At 43.4% G+C, this 21,883-nt stretch carries 15 protein-coding genes; 4 read left to right on the forward strand and 11 right to left on the reverse strand.

Annotated features, from left to right (window positions below; genetic code table 11):
- Nucleotides 1-14 precede the first annotated feature (14 nt).
- Complete coding sequence (locus ACFPIK_RS02510; protein ID WP_377911888.1) at nt 15-1,040, forward strand: LacI family DNA-binding transcriptional regulator; 1,026 nt, start codon at nt 15-17, stop codon at nt 1,038-1,040.
- 224 nt (nt 1,041-1,264) lie between these two features.
- Here the strand turns inward: ACFPIK_RS02510 and ACFPIK_RS02515 are convergent, their stop codons facing one another.
- From ACFPIK_RS02515 to ACFPIK_RS02530, 4 genes are all read right to left on the reverse strand, one after another.
- Nucleotides 1,265-2,941 carry a RagB/SusD family nutrient uptake outer membrane protein gene (locus ACFPIK_RS02515; protein ID WP_377911890.1) on the reverse strand — a complete coding sequence of 559 codons (1,677 nt, stop codon included), beginning with the start codon at nt 2,939-2,941 and terminating at the stop codon, nt 1,265-1,267.
- A gap of 17 nt (nt 2,942-2,958) precedes the next feature.
- Entirely contained in the window at nt 2,959-5,976 is a 3,018-nt protein-coding gene (locus tag ACFPIK_RS02520) for a SusC/RagA family TonB-linked outer membrane protein (protein ID WP_377911892.1), read from the reverse strand.
- Nucleotides 5,977-6,444: 468 nt separating this feature from the next.
- Complete coding sequence (locus ACFPIK_RS02525) at nt 6,445-7,794, reverse strand: Gfo/Idh/MocA family protein (protein WP_377911894.1); 1,350 nt, start codon at nt 7,792-7,794, stop codon at nt 6,445-6,447.
- Between the two features lie 23 nt (nt 7,795-7,817).
- The gene (locus ACFPIK_RS02530; protein WP_377912612.1) at nt 7,818-9,140 is read right to left on the reverse strand and encodes a 3-keto-disaccharide hydrolase; all 1,323 of its coding nucleotides are present in this window, start codon (nt 9,138-9,140) and stop codon (nt 7,818-7,820) included.
- A gap of 217 nt (nt 9,141-9,357) precedes the next feature.
- On the opposite strand from ACFPIK_RS02530, the gene ACFPIK_RS02535 reads away from it, so the two are divergent.
- Nucleotides 9,358-10,518 carry a THUMP domain-containing class I SAM-dependent RNA methyltransferase gene (locus ACFPIK_RS02535; protein WP_377911896.1) on the forward strand — a complete coding sequence of 387 codons (1,161 nt, stop codon included), beginning with the start codon at nt 9,358-9,360 and terminating at the stop codon, nt 10,516-10,518.
- A gap of 110 nt (nt 10,519-10,628) precedes the next feature.
- On the opposite strand, the gene ACFPIK_RS02540 is transcribed toward ACFPIK_RS02535, so the two are convergent.
- Nucleotides 10,629-10,820 (reverse strand): hypothetical protein, encoded by a 192-nt coding sequence (locus tag ACFPIK_RS02540; protein ID WP_377911898.1) that lies wholly within the window; start codon nt 10,818-10,820, stop codon nt 10,629-10,631.
- Between the two features lie 262 nt (nt 10,821-11,082).
- On the opposite strand from ACFPIK_RS02540, the gene ACFPIK_RS02545 reads away from it, so the two are divergent.
- On the forward strand, nt 11,083-13,821 hold the full coding sequence (locus ACFPIK_RS02545) for a carboxypeptidase-like regulatory domain-containing protein (protein WP_377911900.1): 2,739 nt from the start codon (nt 11,083-11,085) through the stop codon (nt 13,819-13,821).
- On the opposite strand, the gene ACFPIK_RS02550 is transcribed toward ACFPIK_RS02545, so the two are convergent.
- The 6 genes from ACFPIK_RS02550 to ACFPIK_RS02575 form a co-directional block, all read right to left on the reverse strand.
- Nucleotides 13,818-14,159 carry a nucleotidyltransferase domain-containing protein gene (locus ACFPIK_RS02550; protein ID WP_377911902.1) on the reverse strand — a complete coding sequence of 114 codons (342 nt, stop codon included), beginning with the start codon at nt 14,157-14,159 and terminating at the stop codon, nt 13,818-13,820. The genes ACFPIK_RS02545 and ACFPIK_RS02550 overlap by 4 nt on opposite strands.
- Nucleotides 14,156-14,557 (reverse strand): nucleotidyltransferase substrate binding protein, encoded by a 402-nt coding sequence (locus ACFPIK_RS02555; protein WP_377911904.1) that lies wholly within the window; start codon nt 14,555-14,557, stop codon nt 14,156-14,158. The genes ACFPIK_RS02550 and ACFPIK_RS02555 overlap by 4 nt, the downstream gene beginning before the upstream one ends.
- 75 nt (nt 14,558-14,632) lie before the next feature.
- Entirely contained in the window at nt 14,633-16,729 is a 2,097-nt protein-coding gene (locus tag ACFPIK_RS02560) for a M28 family peptidase (RefSeq protein WP_377911906.1), read from the reverse strand.
- 143 nt (nt 16,730-16,872) lie between these two features.
- A complete protein-coding gene (locus ACFPIK_RS02565) occupies nt 16,873-18,174 on the reverse strand; it encodes an amidohydrolase family protein (protein ID WP_377911908.1) in 1,302 nt (433 codons plus the stop codon).
- Between the two features lie 24 nt (nt 18,175-18,198).
- Complete coding sequence (locus tag ACFPIK_RS02570) at nt 18,199-19,590, reverse strand: amidohydrolase family protein (protein WP_377911910.1); 1,392 nt, start codon at nt 19,588-19,590, stop codon at nt 18,199-18,201.
- Between the two features lie 4 nt (nt 19,591-19,594).
- Nucleotides 19,595-21,292 (reverse strand): amidohydrolase family protein, encoded by a 1,698-nt coding sequence (locus tag ACFPIK_RS02575; RefSeq protein WP_377911913.1) that lies wholly within the window; start codon nt 21,290-21,292, stop codon nt 19,595-19,597.
- Nucleotides 21,293-21,519: 227 nt separating this feature from the next.
- Here ACFPIK_RS02575 and ACFPIK_RS02580 point away from each other — a divergent pair, with 227 nt between their 5' ends.
- Nucleotides 21,520-21,879, forward strand: coding sequence for a response regulator transcription factor (locus tag ACFPIK_RS02580; RefSeq protein ID WP_377911915.1), 360 nt, complete (start codon nt 21,520-21,522; stop codon nt 21,877-21,879).
- The last annotated feature ends 4 nt before the right edge of the window (nt 21,880-21,883 follow it).

The raw sequence follows: 21,883 nt of genomic DNA on the forward strand, positions 1-21,883 counted from the left end.
AACCCAAAACAATCATGAGTGCCGGAGTAAATTTAAAAGAACTGGCTGCAGAGCTTAAGCTTTCGCCTTCTACGGTGTCCCGAGCGTTGAATGATAGCTACGAGATCAGTGAGGCCACCAAAAAAAAGGTGATCAGCATGGCTGAAAAGCTCAACTACCAGCCTAATCCTTTTGCCAGAAGTCTTAGAGAAAATAAAAGCAAAACCATTGCAGTGGTTATCCCTGAGCGGATCAGTAGTTTTTTCTCAAAAGTGGTTGACGGAATAGAAGAAATTACTCAGCAATATGGCTATCATCTTCTAGTCTACAGTACTCATGAAGACGTAGACCGAGAGAAAAAAATTGTAAATCTCTTGATGAATGGTCGGGCTGATGCCATTATTATGTCGGTGTCCAGTCAGACAAGTGATATTTCACACTTGACCCGATTGCATGAAAGAGGATTTCCACTGGTATTTTTTGACAGGATATGTGCAGACATTCCTACGACCAAGTTTATCACCAATGACTATGAAAGTGGATTCGAAGGTACTAAGCACCTAATTCAGCAAGGATGTCGAAAAATTGCCTTTTTGATGCTTTCCAAGGAGCTTTCTATTACCAAAGATCGATACAGAGGGTATCTGGATGCATTGAAGCAGGCCGGGCTTTCACCTGAGCCCCAACTTAACATTACCTGCTACCAAGAGGAGGAGCAAAATGTGGAAGCTATCCGTCAATTGCTTATTTCTCCCAATCGCCCAGATGGAATTTTATCTTCAGTAGAAAAGCTCGCGCTCGCAACCTATCATGCGGTAAAGCGTACAGACTTACGGATACCGGATGATTTGAAAATTATCAGCTTCTTTTCCAATCTGAGTATTGCCAGTTTGCTGCATCCTTCTTTGACCACAATTACCCAGCCGGCATTTTCGATCGGAGAGGAGTGTGCCAAACTGCTGATGAAAAAATTGACCAAGCCAAGACAACCAGACTTGCCCAATCAGACCATCAGTATTCCTTCTAAAATCACAATTAGATCTTCAACGATCGTCACATAACTTGTTATTGGTTTTTTTAATTATGAAAAAGGCCCTGAGATTTCAGGGCCTCTTTTTTTTCTTTGCTTTTACGGTTGATTATTTACTTTGAAAAATTAATTCACCTTTTTTCCATTTGGTCTAAAGGAAAACCGATTGGTAAAATGAAGTTGTTCTGGAAAAATAATGGGTAAAAAAAAGGTCCTGAAAATCTTCAGGACCTTTTTAACACTCAATACAGATGATTAATAACCAGGATTCTGAGGGAATGCATTGGCGCCACCTTCAGCTCGGTCGATCTGATTTTGAGGAATTGGTCTCAACACATGGAATTCCTTAATGTTTGGAGCTCCTTGTGGATTGTAAAGTTTTACTCTCTCAATCAAATTACCCCAACGCTTAAGATCCAACCATCGGAACTGTTCACCTGTCAACTCTCTTGCTCTTTCCTCCATCAAGAAATCGAAAGTCATTTGATCAGCAGTAATTTCCATAGCTGCTTCTTTTCCTGGCCAAGCTGCTCTTCTTCTTACGATATTGATGGTAGCAGTAGCATCAGCTATTTTGCCTTGGCGGAATTGAGCTTCTGCAAGCAGAAGATAGGTCTCAGCTAATCTCATGGCGATAAAGTCTCTTCCTCCTTCGAATTGAGTCAAATCTGCTCTTCCTGGATCGATGTGCTTGGACAAAGAAGGGAACAGTTTTTCATCATATCGACTTGGTACAAGAACTTGGTATTTCTTTTTAGCTCTTTCCGCAAGTGGGACTTCAACTCCAGGTAAATACATAGTGGTATCACCCTGTGCAAAAGTCAAAGTTGTTTTGCTATTGTCAAAACTTGCATTGAATGTCCCTGGGCGATTAGATCTGTACGTATCCTTAAATGACTTTTTGTATCTGCTGTCATTTTCGCGGTTTTGATAAACCGTTTCCATGGCATATACAGTTGGTCTGTATCTTTTGAAAGGACGGCCATTTTCAGTATCTCTACGCATCCCCGGTTGAGTATCGTATTCCATCAAATAGAACACGTGAGAGTTGTTCCCTCCACCATTGGTCAACTGGACTCTTGTGTATTGTACTGACCAGATTACCTCATCATTAATTTCATTTCCAAAAGCGTGAACAAGACCGAAATCAGGAAGAAGCTTCAATCCATAGTTTGCAATTACATTCTTGAATAAGGGTTCCGCTTTGGCAAAATCATCTGCTGCTTTAGCAGAAGATGTTCCTTTGGTTACATAAACCTTTCCCAAAAGGTGTTCAGCTGCTGCTCTTGTTGCTCTTCCATACTGAGTAGCCGCTTTTTTAGCTTCCAAGCCTGGAATCGCCTCGGTCAAGTCCTTGATAATTGAGGCATAGATTTCAGATTCAGGATTACGCTTAACCACTTTGGTCGGAACTTTTGTCTCTTCCAATCTTAATTCAACCGGGCCGAATAATTGGACCAGGATGAAGTAATGGTGAGCTCTGATAAACTTGGCCTCTGCGATACGCTGGGTTTTGACTGCGTCAGAAACACCTGTAATGTTTGGGGCACGCTCAATCACTGCGTTGCAGGTATTGATTCCTCTATAGAAATCATCCCAAAGTTCCCTTACCTGACCATTTTGAGAGTCAAATTGGTTGGTGTAGGTGTTCATGAATTTCCAAGAACCATCTGCACCGTTAGTGTAGATATCGGTACCAAATTCTGTCAAATTATGACCTCTCTCCGTACCATACCAAGATCTCATTGAACTATAAGCGGCACTGACCGCATCATCAAGGCCTTTTGGAGTATTCAGATACTCTGCACCAATTTGAGAAATAACATCCTCCTGAAGAGCGTCTTGGCAGGCTTGAGTAAATGTTAAGCCTAATACCAATGACCCTGAAAGCAAGAGGGATTTAAATTGATTTTTTATTGTCAGATTTTTCATTGTCTTCATGCTTAGGATTAAAATTTAGCATTAATACCAAAGGTGTATTGAACTACAGGAGGAGCAATGTTAGCGTTGATCACACCGCCTTCTACGCCTTGTTCCCCGTCGATAAAGGTCTCTGGATCGATTCCTTTATGTACTTTTCTATATTCAGAGAAAATGAATGGATTTTGGATACTTGAATAGAGTCTCAAGCTGGTCAATCCAATCTTCTTGGCAATGTCAGAGCTGAAGTTGTAGCCAAAGTTGATGTTTCTCACTTTCACGAATGTTCCATCAAATAGTGACATGGAGGAATTGTATTTAGGGAATTCCTGGTTCTGATTTGGTCTTGGATAAGCGTTGGTTGGATTGGATGGTGTCCAATAATCCACAGCAAGGTTGTTGTATCGACCAAAGAGAGAGTTAAAGCTTTGGTGGAACTGGCTTCGGATCATCGAACCGAATCTTCCAAACAAGAAGAAGGATACATCAAAACCTTTATAATTGAATCTGTTGGTCATACCCAAAGCAAAATCTGCAACTGCTGAACCCAAGATTACACGGTCCAAAGAGTTAATTCTTCCGTCACCATTGGTGTCTTGGATTTTTATTTCACCTACTTTATCTCCGAAGCTGGCAGCTAAGTCTTTTTCTGAGGTTTGCCAGATACCGATCTTCTTCAAATCATAGAATACGGTCAAAGGCTGTCCAATAAATCTACCAGCAGCAATGTCGTCTCCGTTAGGAAGAGAAACGATCTTTTCTCGGTTTCTGGTGAAAATCACATCAGTTGACCAGCTGAAGTCACCCTTTTCAATATTCAAAGTAGAAAGTGACATTTCAATACCTCTATTTTGGGTCTCACCGATGTTGGTGGTGAATCCGCCAAAGCCAGTAGAGTTTGGAAGAGGCTGAGGAGCCAAAAGGTCAGAAGTATTGGTTACGTAATATTCAATCGAACCGAATACTCTGTTTTTGAAGATAGAGAAGTCAAAACCAGTATTAAATGTAGTGGAAGTTTCCCATCTCAAATCAGGGTTTCCAATCGTGTTTGGCCAATAACCAAAAGCAGCCGTGTTGTCCCATGAGTAAGAAGTTCTGGCCAAAAGAGCTTGTGTTTGGTATGGCGTAATCGCTTGGTTACCGATGGAACCGTAGCTTACTCTGAATTTCAATTGATCTACAAATGAGGAATTTTTCAAAAACTCTTCTTGGTGCATGTTCCAACCGAAAGCTGCAGAAGGGAAGAAACCAAACTTGTTGTTTTCGCCGAATCTTGAGCTACCATCGGCACGTGCAGACGCAGTCAATAGATATTTGCCCTTGTAATCGTAGTTCACACGACCCATGTAAGAAAGTAATGCCCACTCTACCAAATTGGTACTTGCACCTGTAATCTGAGAAGCATCTCCCAATCTATGATATAACTGAGAAGGAGCTGGAATACCCAACACGCTAATAGAAGATTGCTCAAAACGGTCTCTTTGGAAAGACTGAAGGGCTGTGAAATTCAAATTGTGAACTGAATTGAATGTCTTCGTATAGTTCAGAATGTTTTCCAAAGTATAGTTGAACTGGAATCTGTCATCCACACTGCCGGTAGGATCAGCACCTCGACGGGAATTGGTTTGAGCACCTGTAAATCTTCCGTTTCTTCTTACGGTGTAGTCAGGGCCGAAATTTACTCGATAAGTCAAGCCTTTGGTTATTTCCCAATTCACATACAAGCTGTTGAAAATTCTGGTTCTGTAGGTTTCATCTACCTGAGCACCTGGTACAACTTCAGCAAATGGATTGGTTCTCAAACCATCAGAAGTAGGAAGGAAAATCAAATTTCCTTCGTCATCATAAGGTTTTCCTAGCGGATTTTCTTGTAGTGCTCCACCGATTGGGTTGAAGTTTTCACCATTTCTTTCACTCATTGTAAATAGAGTGGAAGTACCAATGCTTACATTTTTGGTGATTTTATGATCCAGGTTGATTCTAAAAGTATAGCGGGTAAAATCCTGATTGATAATCACACCCAAATCTTTGAAGTAGTTTCCAGATACGAAGAAAGTGGTTTTGTCATTTCCGCCAGAAACTCCCACCTGATGGCTTTGGATGTTTCCTTGTCTCATCAAGCCTGCCACATAATCTGTGCTTCTGCCCAATGCGATACTTTCCAATTCTACAGGCTCAAATATCTTTTTGTCGGCTTCTTCTGTTGCTGGACCTTCAGGGTAAGCTCCAGTAGCTCTTCTTGATTCTCTTTTATATTCGGCGAATGCAGGTCCATCGAATACTTCGATTCTACCCAATTCACTAGAGATACCGTAGTAGCTATCTAGAGAAACTACAGTTTTTCCAGCACCACCACGCTTGGTTGTAATCAAAACAACTCCATTGGAACCTCTAGAACCATAGATCGCTGTAGCAGAGGCATCTTTCAACACTTCCATGGAAGTGATATCCTGAGGGTTGATGTCTTCCAGTCCACCCACAGTTGGGATACCGTCAATTACATAGAGGGGCTCATTGGAAGCGTTGAACGAACGACGACCACGGATACGAACTTGTGGCGCAGAACCGGGCTTAGAACCGGGCTGAACCACGTCCACACCTGCAGCACGACCCTGAAGGGCTTGACGAGCATCTGTAATTGGAAGTTCCTGGATTTCTTTATTGCCTACTGAAGATATCGCACCCGTCAGCTGGCTTTTCTTTTGAGTACCGTAACCGACTACTACCACTTCTTCTAAGTTGGATACATCCGGATTTAGAGAAACGTCAATCCTGGTTCTACTTCCAATAGTTTCTTCAATATTATTGTATCCAATAAAGGAGAAAACCAATACTCCGGAAGCTGGAGCGGCGATGGAATACTTTCCATCCAAATCGGTTGTGGTGCCACGGGTGGTACCTTTTAGAAGAATCGAGACACCTGGCAAAGGCATGCCCGTTTCATCCAATACGGTCCCACTCACTTGCACATCTTGAGCTTGCACAAATCCTGCGCTAAGCATCAGCATGAACACCACCGAGAGGTAAGTGTAAAACTTTTTACGCATAGTAATTAGGGGTTATTGTTATAGATAAATTGGTTACTTGTATGGAGAAGTCCGATTGTGGACAAGTGGACAAAAACCGAACTTTTCGATACTAAAAGGTAGATAGAAGGAAAGGTATGATCAAATTATCAAACCCCGGAATTACGGAATCGATTGCGAAACAATTCCGTAATTTCGAATAAGTTATCTGTGATTTTTATTTTTTACCAAACAATATTTGGAATAGCTAAATCTGTTTATTTCCTGTTATAAACCGTCTAATTTTTATCTTTTTCAAATCAAAAAATCATAGTAAAAAATTATAAATAACATTAAAGTTTATATGCTATTTCTTTTGATTACTTCTAATCAAATGCTAAAGTATAATTCTTGGTTTACCCCAGTAGACAAAAAAACACCCGGCCTTGAATCAAAGCCAGGTGAGTGTAATTAAGAAAACCAATCAAACGAATTACCTGATGAGTATTTTTAGATTTTGGGAGGTTCCCAGCCTTTTTCATATTCTCTTGACCAGAGTGCCATTGCTTTTGGAGAATTGGTGATGTGTCCATTTTTCGGATCACAAACCAGTTTTTCGCCAGTTCGGCTACTGATATTGGCCAAGTGACAAAGCAGAGTAGAAACCGCGCCTTCCTCGATGTTGGAGTTTTGTTTTTCCTTGCCTCTTACCGCATTAAAGAAATTAACCACATGAGTGGTACTCATATCGCCTCCGCCGCCGAGCACAGTTCCTCCTTCGTTGTTACTGGCTAGGTTTGACTTTATTTCTTTGCCTGTTCGGTCAAATTGCTTGTAGCCACCGCGATCAACATACACCGAGCCTTCGGTTCCGTAAATGATTGTTCCTCTATCCGAACCATAGGTTTTGTAGTTGTTTCGGCTTTTTCCTTCCCATTGGATGATTCCACCATTTGCAAACTTGAACGTAGCATCCATGGTATCATACATGGTCCAACCGTCCTCGGGGTAATGCATTTTTCCTGACACCACTATCACCTCACTTGGATAATCCACCTGTAATGCCCACCGAGCCACATCCAGCTCATGGGTTGCATTATTTCCGGTCTCTGCTGTACCATAATCCCAACCGTACCAATGCCAGTTGTAATCCCAAGTATCGTGCATGTAAGGCTTGCGAGGGGCAGGGCCTTGGAAAAGATCCCAATCCAAGCCTGCAGGTGGTGCCTGCTGAATTGGATTAGGAACAGCACCTCGGTTGTTGCTATAGAAGGCCTTTGCCATGTACACTTTTCCGATTGCACCATTGTGAATTGCGGAAATGATTTCGCGGCTTTCCGGTGCGGAGCGCTGTTGGTTGCCCATTTGGACTACTTTGTTGTACTTTTTTTGAAGTGCAATCAGCAATTCACCTTCACGAGGATTGTGTGAGCAAGGCTTTTCTACATAGACATGTTTGCCCCGATCCAAGGCAAGCCAAGTACCTGGCGCATGCCAATGGTCAGGTGTGGCATTGATCAATACATCAACTTCCTTGTCATCCAGTACTTTAAAGATGTTTTGCTCTTGCTTCGGTTTGTAATCAATCCACTTTTCAAAGTTTTTAGCGGCCTTGGGCATCTGGGACTGCATGGCGTCGCACAAGTAAAGGAGATTGACATTGCTGCTTTTCAGCCCAATGGGCTCATAGAACGCTCCCAATCTTCTTCCCAAACCAGCAATGGCCACATTCAAGCGGTCATTGGCTCCTAGGATTTTAGCATAGGATTTTGGGGAAAATCCCACTGCTCCAAGTGCGGATAGTCCCAGCGTAGCGGCAGCACTTTTTTTTATAAATTCTCTTCTGTTGGATTTGCTCATGATTCAATAGGTTTTACTACCAATTATTTCAATGGCTTGATTTTGATGTTTTTATAGCTCACTTCATCTCCATGGTCCTGTAGGAGGATTCTGCCTTCTTTGGCTTCTCCGAAGTTTGGCCAAATCTTGTATTTGCTTATTGCCACGAGGTCACGGTATTCTTTAGATCCTCTGACATATTCTACCACTTTGACACCATTGATGTAATGCTCCACTCGATTGTCAGGATAAACTACGACTCTGCCTTGGTTCCATTCTCCTGGTTTTCTGACAAAACGAGGCTGTTTGTTGGCTTTGATCAGGTCGTAGAGAGATGCCAAAGTTCTATTTCCGTCTATACCTTGCTTGGCGTCAGGATGGTTGACATCGTCCAAAATTTGGTATTCCAAACCAATTGCAGAGCCTTTGTTTCCTTCCGAAAGGGTTACAAAATACTTCACTCCACTATTTGCACCTTCAGTAATTTTGAAATCAAAGGCCAAATCAAAGGCGCTGTACATCTCGGTAGTCACAATGTCCCCAAAGGAATTGGATTCGCTACCGTCTGACTTTTGAATGGTCAAAATTCCATCTTTGATATTCCAACCTTTTTCAGGGAAAGTGTTTTTATATGCACCTACCCAGCCATTGCTGGTTTTTCCATCAAAAAGCAGCTTCCAACCGTTTTTCTTTTCAAGGTCAGTGAGTTCATTTTTTAGTGTGCTTACCACAAATACATCGCCTTTGAAGGGAATTGGCTTCAAGTTTTCAGTTTGGATTCTGACATTTCTGAAATAAGTCTTTCTTCCTTCGTCTTCTTTTTTCTGGATGCTGTGTACTTGTAATCCAATAAAACCTTTGGCATCCATGTCATCTACGAAGTAGGCTACTTCCTGACCATTTACCCAAGTTTTGATGGTGTTTCCGATGGCTTCGATGCGATAGGTATTCCATTCACCCATTTTGAAAGCAGATTTGGCAGCAGGGTTGAGATCTAGGGTGTAAAACCACCCTCTTCTTGCTTCATCGTATACGCCTCCAGACCAAGCACGAGGTGTAGGATCTGCTTCGATCTGATAGCCAAATACCAAGCCTTCGCCATTTCTTGCTGCCGGGTCAAATTGACCTCTTGCCATGATCCCGCTATTGGAAGATATGTGGTTGATTTTGAGGTCGACTTCCAGAATAAAATCTGTGTACATTTCTTCGCTGACAAGGAAGGTATTACCTGTACCATGTACTGCTGTACCCTCGATGACTCCGTCTTTTACTTCAAAGGTTGCCTTTCCGGCAATAGCTTTCCAACCGCTCAGGTCTTTGCCATTAAAGAGGTTTTTCCAGTTGCCGTTTTGTGCTTGAGCCGCCATCGTAAACAGGGTCAAGACGGCTAAGCATGCGATTCTTAGTTTCATAGGGTTTTTCGTATTTGAATTAGCTAAAATTGACCAAATCGAGGGGGAGGGACAATATTAGATGGATTCAATTTACGAAAACGATTGCGAGTTTTTCGTATGAAAAGGGGATAGGCGGTCAGGTATTTTTTGGAGTTCTGAGGTTTGAGCGATCTGTTTAGTACTTTTGCGCATGCTTGATTTTAATCAAAAAGGAAAAGTATTCATTACCTGCAAAGACCGTTCGGTCATGTATCTTGAGCAGGAAGTTCGGGAATTAGGATTTGTACCCAAAGAAGTAACTCGGACAGGCATAGAGCTGATCGCTTCGATGGAGGATTGCATGGATCTCAATCTTCACCTCCGCACGGCTTCCCATGTGCTTTATGAGATCAAATCTTTTTACCTCCGAGGGGCAGAGGATATTTACCGACGATTCAAAGCCATTCCTTGGGAAGACTATCTCGATGTGGATGGGTATTTTTCAGTGAATTCGGTAGTGGAAAATGAATCCGTAACAACGCCGCTGATCGTGAATGTCAAGGTGAAGGATGCCATTGTGGACCGTTTCCGAGAGTTGAAAGGTAGAAGACCGGATTCGGGCTCGGATTTTATCGGCATGGTTTTTCAAGTTTTTTGGAAAGAAACGCAAGCCTCGGTTTACATCAATACCTCAGGTGAAACGCTGGCCAAGCACGGTTACCGCAAGATCCCCGGAAAAGCACCCATGATGGAAGCTCTTGCAGCTGCAACAATTTATGCAACTGAGTGGAACACCCGAGTACCCTTTATCAATCCCATGTGCGGTTCGGGTACCTTGGCGATTGAGGCGGCCTTGATGGCGTCCAAGCGCTATCCGGGGTTGTATCGAACTGAATATGCCTTTCAGCATATCCTCGGCTACGATCCGCAGGCTTTTTTGGCTAAAAAGAAAAAGCTGGAAAGTAAAGTCATCCATGATCCTGGTGTGGTCATTGTTGCTTCTGATATTTCACTACAGGCCATTTCTTTTGCCCAAGAAAATGCGGCCTTCGCCGGAGTGGAGCACATGATTGATTTTCAAGTGTGTGATTTTGCGGAAACCGAAATTCCGGAACGACCTCGAGGTGTGATTATGTTTAATCCTGAGTACGGAGAGCGATTGGGTGAAAACGATGAACTCGAAGTGACCTACAAACGAATGGGGGATTTTATGAAGCAAAAATGTGCCGGATACAGGGGTTATATTTTCACCGGAAATCTGGAACTAGCCAAGAAAGTAGGACTAAAGGCGAGCCGAAGGATTGAATTTTGGAATGGGACGATTGACTGCCGATTGCTCAAATATGAAATGTACGAGGGGAAGAGGGAGTAGGTAGCAGGCAGTGGTCAGTCTCAGTAAGTTTAGAAGTATGAAGTGAGAAAGCTGAATCAGTGGTCGTGTTTACAATTCAGTAGACCTTTTTCAGTATTAAGTTTTGAAGTTTATTTCATACCTACCAACCGAAAGGGAAGCATAAAGAGATTTCTGACTAGGTCAAAGCTTAAGTTGACCGCAAATCCTAAAAGCCGGAAGGGTAGAAGCAAAAGCCAAATGATCGGATATAGGATCAAGGCAGCGATAGCTAATGGCCAACAAACGATAAAAAGGAAAATCCAAAGTAGAAAGGTAAGCATTGAGTTCAGGTTTGGTTGCTTGGTGTCAAATTGCATTCCAAGATAAAAAAGATGCCTTCCCATTTCAGAAACATGATATTTACCATCAAGCTTGTTTAAAAATCGGACAGTTTTCTGCGGACACTTTTTGTAAAGAGACAGGAAGGAGCGAAGTCTCGAATAAAGGCTATTCGGATAAGCAAAAAGATGGGTGCAAAGGCTGTAATGGGGGAAATTAGCTTATATTCGAGAGTTAGGTAACTAATTGTCCCCCGTGATTTTCATGCGCCTGTTTCTTTTGCTATTGTTTTGTATGGGAAATGGATTCTGTTTTTCCCAATCCATTTCCGGTACGGTGCGAGAAAAAGACTCGGGTTTGCCGCTTCCGTTTGCCAATGTGTTTGTCAACAATACGACCTTAGGATCTTCAACAGATGCCGCGGGTCGGTTTCAGATCAGCGGAAATTTTACCAATGAGATTGAGTTGGTGGCCTCTTTTGTAGGCTATTCGACCGAGGTAAAGACGATTTCTTTTCGAAACAAAAAAGATGTACAAGTCGACTTTGTCCTGGCTTTCAACGAGAGTAATCTTACCGAGATTGAGCTCAAAGCCAAGCGTGATAAGTCCTGGGAGCGGGAATTACGCCGATTTAAAGAAGTCTTTCTTGCTTTGCCAGACGATCCCTACAGATCGCAAATCGAACTTGAGAACCCGTGGGTGGTAGAATTCGAAAAAGTCAAACCTGAAAAAGGTCCGAATTACCTTCAAGCTTCTGCGCAAGAGCCGTTGAAAATTACCAACAAGGCTTTGGGATATAGGATCGATTATTACCTCGAGGATTTTCGGGTATTACGAAATGGGTCAAGGTTTTATGGTCAGGTTTTTTATTCCCCCATAGATTCTTCCGACGAAAAAGAGATCAATAAATGGGAGGAGGCGAGAGAATCCAATTTTCATAGCTCACTCCGTCATTTGAATCAAATTCTTCTCTTGAATAGTTCTGATTCTGTTTATTTCAAAGTTTACCATGCATTGCCTGAACAGATGGATCGTCGTCGAACCAATGATTTTCAGGAAGAATTGAATGAATCAATCGTGTTGGTTTCCAAAGACTCAATCCTAAGAAGGCCTTTGGGGGATGGCAATTTTCGGATTTTTCTACAGGGCAGGATGGAAGTTCACCACTTGGACAAGCCTTGGCGAAATGACTATTACACCAACATTTATCACGCGATCAGTTGGATTCAGGCGCCGGATGGCTACTACGATGTGGATCGAAAAGGTGTTCTGCTCAACCCCACCCAACTCGTCCTTTCTGGCTATTTAAGCCGGCAGCGAATGGCCAGGATCCTTCCGCTTGATTTTGAGCCGGAAGGGAATTTTGTCACAGAAGAAGCCCTGCAGGAGGTGATCACAAGTCCTGCCATCCGCTTCAACCGACTTCGTGAAAAGGCCTGGCTTACAACCAATAAACCTTACTTCTATCCTGGGGAGACAGCTTGGGTTGGAGGCCGGATGCTGTATCAGGGACCGACCATGGCCGATTCCCTCAGCCGGGTGCTCTACGTGGACTTGATCAATTCCAAGTTGGAAGTCATTCAGTCGGCCACGTTTCCGATTGAGCAGGGGAAAATTTCAGGAGGATTAGCTTTGTCAGCGGATTTAGCTCCTGGAGATTACGTGATGCGAGGATATACCCATTGGAATCAGAATTTTGGGGAGCTCGATCAGTTTGTAGCTCCGTTTCTGGTGATGGAATCAGGGTTTCAGCCCAAAGTAGAGGCTGTCGAATCGGAATCCGTACAGGGAGAGATCACCGTAAAGCCTGATTTTTCGCTTAGCGATTCGCTGAGTTACCGGGTGATGGATCTCAAGCTGGAGTTTTTGGATGAATTTCAAAATCCGATTGACGGAGAATTTATTCTATCCCTGACCGATGGGGAAACGGTGGTGGAATTAGGACAAGCCAATTCCCTGGAAGAGGAGTTGAACTGGCTGGACAAAAAACTTCCGGATGACTTTGACTCACCGCTTTCTTATCCGATCGAGTACGGGATTTCCGTTCAGGGGAAGTTTATCGCTGACAACAAACGTCGTCCGGCAATCAATCCGATTACGGTGGTTCGGGGAGATTTGGAAGATTATGGTCAGGTGATGACAGATTCACTGGGTAATTTTTGGGCAACCGGATTGTATTACAAAGACACTGCACAGATTGCTATAGCGGCGATGGACGAAAAGAGAAGGCCCTATGGTTCGGTGGAGCTTTTGCCGCTGAATCGTCCGAAAGTATCAATCAATCATCCGAAGTTATCCTATACCAAGGAACCCATTCTCATTGAAAACAAGGAATTGGATGTTTCCGGAGATTACATTTTGCTCGAGGAGTTTGTGAAAGAAGAAGTCAAGGAGCGGGAAACCATGGCTGAGCGGAATTATGATTATGGAATACCTACTCGAGAGATGGGGCAGGAGGAATTGGAAAAAATGGCTACTTGGGAGCAAGTCTTTGGAAAATTAGCTTCATTTAGCAATTATAACTATGGGGAGAATACCGGTCCTCCGATGGTCATCTTGAACGGACAAAAATTTCCTTTTATAGATCCCGGTGAGATTTTAAGTACTTTGGTGCCAGCTGAGGTGGAGTCGATAAAATTATACACTGACAATCTCAGTAAATCTATTTTTGGTATGCTAGGCTATGCAGGAGTGATAATGATTGAGACCAAAAAAGGGTTTAGAACAGGGCCTGAATCCGATAGGAAATTCAATTCTGAAGGTTTCCAAATCTTTCCAGTACCTGGATTTACAGATTTCGCAGAATTCCCCAAAAACCCGCCTTCTGACCAATACCTAAAGAGAAAACCTACTGTTTATTGGGAGCCAAATGCCGAAACCACAGAGGGTCTGTTTAAAGCCAAGGTGAAAGTGCCTTATGGTGTGAAATCGATCCAAATCCGCGTGGAAGGCAGAACTTCGGATGGAGAGGCTTTTTCAAAAATGCTGAAGATTGAACTTTAGCGTCCTCTTTGGTAGATGGCCTTCCCCACTCGCTGAATATGTTCCAAAAGGGAATCGTTCTGAATCTGGTGTAATATTGCCACATCAAAAAAGTAAGGCTGATAGCTATCGTCCAGATCGTTCCAAAAGGCGAGTTGATCGGATAGTTTGAGATCTTTTCCTATCAACACCATATCCACATCACTACCGGGTCTATAGTTTCCTTTTGCTCGGGAACCATACACCACGATCTTTTCGATCGAAGGGTATTTTCTGGCAAATGCCCTGATTTCCTCCAATTGGGAGTCTTTCAGACCCAATTCGGATGCTAAAATCTCATTTGCTAAGGATAAATTCATTCTTTGGTTTCAAGGTTATCGAGCAATTGCTTTATCAACGGGTAATACGTAGTGATTACGTCTTCCTCTATAGATTCGGCAGTATCTTGATTATAAGTGTGTGAGGTGAGATTTCTACTTTTTACCATTTCCATCCAAATTTCTCCATCGGAGATCAATCCTAATTGAAAGGCTTGACGAAAGGTGTCCTTTGATCCCATAAGTTCGGTATAGCCCATTTCTATCAGGTAATCTTTTAAAGTAGTCCAAGCTAGTTCATAGGTGAATTCAAAGGCTTTTATCAAACCTTGCCTTTCTAATTCATTAAGATCAGGAGTTTTTACAGCTTTTTCCAGTTGAATAAAAGCCCTCTTAAAATTTTGAAGTCTCTGCTTCCATCGGACATCCATGTTTTCCATGATTCCAATTTAATCACATCCAAGGGACAAAAAAAACCGCGAAAATCTCTCTCCGCGGTTTCTTTTTTCTGCTGGTTAATTGAGTTGACTCGTAAGCTTATCAATCTTTTTGCTCAGGTTCAAAATTGCCTTAGCATAACGACTGTCCCATTCCTCCAGTCTGCTCGTGTTCTTGATGGCAACCTCATATTGGATTCCCGGGAGGATCCAGGAAGCATAGCCTGAGAAAGGGTCATTGCAAACATAAAGTGATTTGTACCACTCTCCATAATACATGCCCTTTGGATCGATCCAGCTTTTTTCCAGACCGATCAGCCCTTTGTTGATTTTATGAAGGGATTTAGCGGAAAGCTTTCCGTTGGAAAGTCCGCTTTCTAAAGCTGTTTGATAAGCTGCAGAACTTGCCTCCAAAGCTCCCAAAGCTGTGTCAACCTGGTCAAAGCCTGTAAAATTGGTGTCAATGGTTTTTACATTTTTAACTGCCTGCTCAAAGTGTCCTTTCAAATCTTTGGCATAGCGTGGCACATCGTAAGGAATCACCGCAGCATTCGCCTGACGAATTGCTACCAATCCAAACAACTGGGCTACTGCTCCTCCCATTTTGAAACTTGGGTCAGAAAACTTCGAGTAGTAGTGGAAATTGTCATAGTTGGAATGATAAGCTGTAGGTCCGCCTGAACCACCGCTGAGGGATGGAATGCCCACATGCATGTAGAAGGCGATGTGATCTGAGCCACCACCTAAATTCCCGATTCCGGGCTCGGGATTTTTTCCTGCCCAGATTTCAAACACAGTTTTGGCTGAATCTGGATAAGTGACCTCTTTTGAAGCGTCGATGATGAGTTTTTTCAAGGTTGGCGCAGCAGAAGCACCGAAGTTTCTTCCTGATACACCACCGTCAAAGTTCATGTACGAAATGGTTTTGGCTCCTAGTTCTTTTTTCAGGTGCTCCACCCATTCGGTCGAACCAATGACTCCTTGTTCTTCTGCATCCCAGTGTCCAATCAAAATGGATCGGGAAGGCTTTTGACTGTTTTTATACAACTCTCCCAATGCTTCAGCAAAGGTCAACAACATGGCAGTACCCGAATTTGGATCTGTCGCACCAAAAGACCAAGCATCGTAGTGGCTTCCCATGATGATCCACTCATCAGGAAAATCTTTCCCCACAAACGTACCCACCACGTTATTTGCTCGGATAAAATCAGGCTTTTGATCTACCATCACACGGACTTTTAACTCAGGTCCACCTGTGATTCGGTACTTGAAAGGCAAACCACCCTGCCAGGCTTCAGGCGCTTCCGAACCGGTCATTCGGCTCAGGATTTCTTTGGCAGCTCCGTATCCGATCGGTGTGACTGGTATAGTATGGAAATCCACATCAGCCGGATCATCCCGCTTGATTTTCTTTGTTCCATCCAAAGGAAGAGCAGGTCGATTGGGCGTCAGAGGATCACCTGTGAAATCCAAGGTCAACATCGATCCTCTCTGGATGGTAGTTTCATTGAAGAAGGGACCTTTTGGATATACTTCACCACGGGTAAAACCAGAATCCTTTGGATCGGTATACACCACCAAGCCAATCATTCCGTATTGTTCCGCGTATTTCGCTTTATAGCCTCGGAAATTGCCTCCATAGCGTGCCACGGCTACTTTTCCAGCCAAGGGAACACCCATTTCGGCAAGCTTCATAAAGTCTTCTCGTGTGCCATAATTGACATATACCACCTCTGCAGTGACATCTCCGCTTCCTGAAAAGGCATTGAATCCCAAATGCAGTCTAGGATCTGCAGAAAATGGGTCGTCGGGTAAGGCACCTTCTTTCTGAGACAGCGTCATCTGAACAGGCGAGATGATCTGCAATTCAGATTTCCCGGGGTGATTGGGTAGGTACACGTCATAAGGCCAAACTTTAACATCCATGCCCGCGTCAGCCATGGTTTTGACCATGTAGTCTTTGACGAGTTCATTTTCCGGAGTACCGGCGATATGCGGGTTCTTGGTGAGTTCGGAAAGATGAACTTTAAATCTGTCGAAGTTGACAGCTTTTAGGAAGTCCCCTTCAAACTTCTTTTGTTCTGCCAGTTGGGAAGGAAGAAAACCATCCTGCTGAGCCAAAGCCTGAAAGGAAAGGAGGGAAGCCGCGGTGAGAGCGAATAATCGTTGTTTCATGGTGCTGAATGTAATATTTCAAAATTGGAAGATGGCAAAACTGAGATTTGAGTCAATTTGTGAATTGAAATTTTCCAATCTTCCGATTTTCAATTAATAGTAAAAAAAGCCACAAGAATAAATCTCATGGCTTATTGGAAGGATTATTTCGATTTTAATCCAGGAGATCTTTCGAGGAATTCCTGATATAATCGGATGTGTCTGTTTGACATCGGGATTCGGTATCCGTCAATGAAGACATGGATGATTTGGCTTCGAGTCTCAAAAGGGTCACCTGTCGAGACGATCAGATTAGCTCTCTTTCCAGCTTCGACAGATCCATATTGATCGGCGATGCCAAAGATCTCTGCAGGATTGATGGTGACTGCTTTAAGCGCTTCTTCTTTTCCAAGTCCATATGCAGCGGCAAAGGCAGCGTGGAAAGGCAGGTTTCTTACATTTTCTTCTTCATCAGTCCTTAGGGCTACTTTTACTCCGGCTTTGGCTAGCTTACCTGCGTTGGTATATGCTGCATCGTATCGGTCAGACTGACGAGTTGGGAGTTCCTGCACAGGACCTGTAACTACTGGAATACCGGCTTTCGCAATTTCCTCAGCTACTCTCCATCCCTCGGCTACTCCAGTGAAGATCACCTTGATATTTTTTCCCTGCACCCATTTGATGGCATTCTGTATATCAGAGGCAGCATTGACTTCGATTAGAAGCGGAAGCTCTCCGGAGATTACCTTAGCCAGCTGATCCATTTCTGGATAGTATGACAACTCAGCACCTGACTTTTTCAGTTCGAGGTAGCTTTTGGCATTGTCCCAGATATCATTGGCATCTTTCAAGGCTTTGTCTGAGTCTTTTTTGATATCCTCTTCAGATCTGCGATCGAATCGACCACGTCGGCCTGAACTTGGGAAGGTCATTGCAACTGCTTTGAATCCTCCGTACATCTGATCAGGTGTGTAGCCATTCAAGTTGATCAAGGCAGCTGTACCTGGAAACAATCCTCCGGAAGGAACTGTCAATACTGTAGTCACTCCGGAAACCCGGGTTACTCCGATGGCTTCAGAATTAGGATTGACTGTCGTCAAAGCCTGCATGTTTGGAGTAACATTTCCATTTTCTGCATAATCCACGGTCTCAGGTACAGAACTTACTTCAACCAAGCCAAGGCGTGTGCCGCCATCAATCATTCCCGGATAGATAAACATTCCGGTACAGTCGATAACTTCTGCATCAGAGGCATTTATATTGGTTCCCACTTGGGAGATTTTACCGTTTTCCAACAGGACAGAAGCGTTGTTCAAGGTTCCTTTGGTCACGGTGACTACGGTAGCATTTTTCAGGAGAAATTTACCGGTGCGAGGTTTTACAAATTCCCCGTCGATCTGGGCCATTGCCACCACGGGAAGCAGGGCAAGAATAGAGGCGCAAAAGGTTTTTAAAATTCGGTTCATGTGATTCTTGAATTTTCGGGGTGATTAGTGTTTTTCGTGGTAGAAAGCTCCTTGGAAGGCTTCAAAGTAAGCATCTACATCTTGCATGCAGCGATGTGCTTCTTCATTGGCTCTCAGGAAAATCGGTTCCACCATTTCGGTGGCAGCAACAAGCTGTCGCTGGTCATCCTTGTCCGCTTTGATGTCGAAGTATTTCACACCATCCACAAAGGTCATTTGTGGTACTGCATAAGAAGAAAGCGGATGGGTATCGAAAATCACGATATCCGCCTGCTTACCCACTTCGATAGAACCCACTTTATCATCTATTCCCAACTGCTTGGCAGGGTTGATCGTGATCATGGCCAAAGCTTCATCGTCTGTCAAACCTCCGTAACGCTGAGTTTTGGCAGCCTCATGATAAAGGTGACGAATTAGTTCAGCAGAGTCAGAGTTGATTGAGGTAATTGCTCCGTTACGCTGAAGGATGGCTGCGTTGTAGGCTGTGGAATAATAAACTTCCATTTTATATGCCCACCAGTCTGCAAAGACCGACGCCCCCATGGTGTATTCGGCAATTTCAGGAGCTACTTTGAAGCCTTCGTTGGTATGCTGGAAAACGAGCTTCTTGATGTTGAAATCCTTTGCTACATTGATTAGCATGTAAATTTCATCTGCACGGTAGGAGTGGCAATGGATGATGATTTTGCCGTCCAGAATATCCGCCAACGTTTGTAGACGCTCACTGTAAGCAGGAGGGGTAAGGGTGTTTCCCTTGGTTGCTTTCGCAGCATGGTAAGTTTCCCATGCTTTTTTGTATTGGAGTGCTTCGCTAAAACCATTTCTCAACACTGCTTCCACACCCATTCGGGTACGAGGCTGAATTCCGTTTCCACGTCCGTGTACTCGGGTTGGGTTTTCACCCAAAGCAAACTTGATCGTACGCGGAGCGTCTTGCATGATGATGTCTGCAGGGTCTTTGGCGCCCCATCGGTGTTTCAAGGTTGCGTTTTGTCCACCTACTACGTTGGCTGATCCGTGCATGGCATGAGAAATAGTCACCCCACCTGCCAAGGCACGGTAGATTCCGATTTCAAAAGGATTGACCACATCTTTCATTCGGACTTCTGAGGTGATCGGTGCGGAGGCTTCGTTCACTACATCCAATGCGACGTGTGAGTGTGCGTCGATGATTCCAGGCATCACGTATTTGCCTGTGGCATCAATGGTCTGAACACCGGCAGGTGCTGCAATATTTTTGCCGATTTGCTTGATGATTCCGTCTTGAACCAGTACATCCGAGTTTTCCAGATTTCCTTTGGTGACGGTTAATACAGTTGCGTTTTTAATCAAAACACTTCCTTTGGGAGCTTGTGCCTGAGCGGTACTCAAACCTAGGCCCAAGAAAGCAGCAAGTATAAAATTGAGCTTTTTCATCTGTTTAGTTGCTTAGGCTTGGTGAAGAAAGAGTGGCTTTAACTGGGAAAGAACCCATTTGAGGAACAGAGAGAGAACCTTCCATGGTATTGCCGTTGATTTCCCCGGTGACCGTGACGTTGAGACTCATTCCTCCGGCAGATACTGCAAAATCAAAGCTTAATGTTTTTCCATTGAGTGTAGCATTTTTGATCGGAGAGGTGACTTTACCTGATCCGGCAGGATCGTCATAGCTGATGGTACCACCCAAAACACCGTTTTCTCTTTTCAAAACGATTTCACCACCAGAGCTTCCTGCAGGTGTTTCAGAGGTATATTCCCAAACGCCCTCTACCGAAGTGCCAGCCGCTCCAGTTGATTTTTGTTCTTCTTTGGCAGCTTTCTTTTTTACTTCGTAGGTGAAAATATTTCCATCTACAACCACATGCTTGATTTGAGCATCTTCATGGAATACAGCGTCCGTCGATACAATTAGATTAGCCATTTTACCTTTTTCAATAGAACCGGCTACTCTTGAAATTCCTAAAATGGAGGCAGGATTGGTAGTAAGGGCTGCAAAGGCAGCTTTTTCGCTCAGACCGTTTTTGATCATCGTTTGAATGGCCTTCATGGCATCGCCTGGCTTGGCGTCAGCCGTAGAAAATGCAAATGGAATCCCCGCCTTTTCAAGCATTGAAGCTTGCTTAAGCGCTTTTTCATAGGATTCTTTCACGCGCTGGTATTGGGCTTTTGTAGCATCTGTTACCCCTTCAGTTTTCTGTGATTTTACAGCCTTATCGTCCGGCACTTGTAATTTGATCAGCACCGGAGTGCCTGAGGCTTTGATTTGATCGATTACGGTTTCGTAATTTTCAAGTCCGGTTAAGACCAGTTTAAATCCCAGCTCCTTTTGCAATGCTAATGCTCTTCTGATTTCAAGATCTGATGAAGCAGTGAACAGCACAGGAATCTGCTTTTGAACAGCAGCTGCCATAGCAGCTTGAGTGGGAGTAGTCTGAGGTCTTTTCACCCCGGCAGTGGAAGCATACATTTTTTCATGCTCAAGGGCTAAGGTGGTATTCTGATAGACATCTCTGAACTTTGCCATAACCCCTGCTAAAGTTGCAGGATACATGTTTCTAGAACCACGGAAATTTGCAGCTAAACTGGAGTTAACCTGAATAAGGTTTGTAGCATTTCCGTCACCCAAAACCATGATAGCGGCCTTTCCAGGGAGCATGCCTCCATCAGGGAGAATTTGGCTGATGGTAAAACCAGTCTTTCTCCAATCATCCACTTGATTTCCGCTGATCGCAAATTGATCTACGGCAGATCTCCATGGAGTTATTCCAGCAAATTCATCGGGTGGATTAGAGGACACGAGGTCTTTGGGTCTTTCTGCCTCTTTGGGTCTGGTGATTCCCATAGAACCAGCACCATCTATAAATCCAGGATAAACAAATAAGGAGTCCCCTGAAATGATTTTAGCTTCTTTAGGTATCTGGAGTCCAGATCCTACACCCAAAATCACTCCATCTTTGAATATAACGGTTGCTTTGGTGCCAGCTTGTCCAGGAGCTGAGATGACCGTTGCATTGGTGATAGCGTAGGTTGAGGTAACCCGCCTTTTGCCGGTAGGGTCACTTTGACCCCATACGGTTTGGCTGAGTATCCCCATCACCAAGCATCCAAGCATGCTTGCTTTCAGAAATAGTTTTTTCATTCGTTTGATGGTTATTCTTTAGTCAGCAAGCTAATAAATGCCCTTTGACTATTTAGGAAGATTTTTTTTTTGAAACTTTTTTTTTGACAAATGGCTCTGAAAGAAGGCTAAAATGCGAATAAGTGCATTTGATTTTCACCCTATATAAATTCTCCTTATTTGAATGGTATAATCTGTTAGATAATAGGTTTGAGATGCTATATTTAAGATTAGAATAACCGTTTATTATGAAAAAGATCCTTATTATTGAGGATGATCGCCTGATTTCCAGCCTCGTCCAGTTTCGATTAAAGAAAGATGGCTATGATACACTTTTGGTGCAAGATGGAAATGAAGGTGTAAAAGCCATTGACTCTTGGCTTCCTGATCTAATTATTACAGATGTGATGATGCCATTTAAAAGTGGAATAGAGATTATCCATCATGCAAAAAAGAATCACCCAGATACTCCAATCATTGTGCTGAGTTCGCTTGGTGAAGAAGAACAAGTTGTGTTGGAAGCCTTCAATTTGGGGGTAGCTGATTTTATTCCAAAACCATTCAATCCCAATGAATTGGCCATACGAGTTAAAAGGGTTTTGAGATAGGTCA

The sequence above is a fragment of the Algoriphagus aquatilis genome (assembly GCF_042657405.1).
Taxonomy (GTDB): Bacteria; Bacteroidota; Bacteroidia; order Cytophagales; family Cyclobacteriaceae; genus Algoriphagus; species Algoriphagus aquatilis.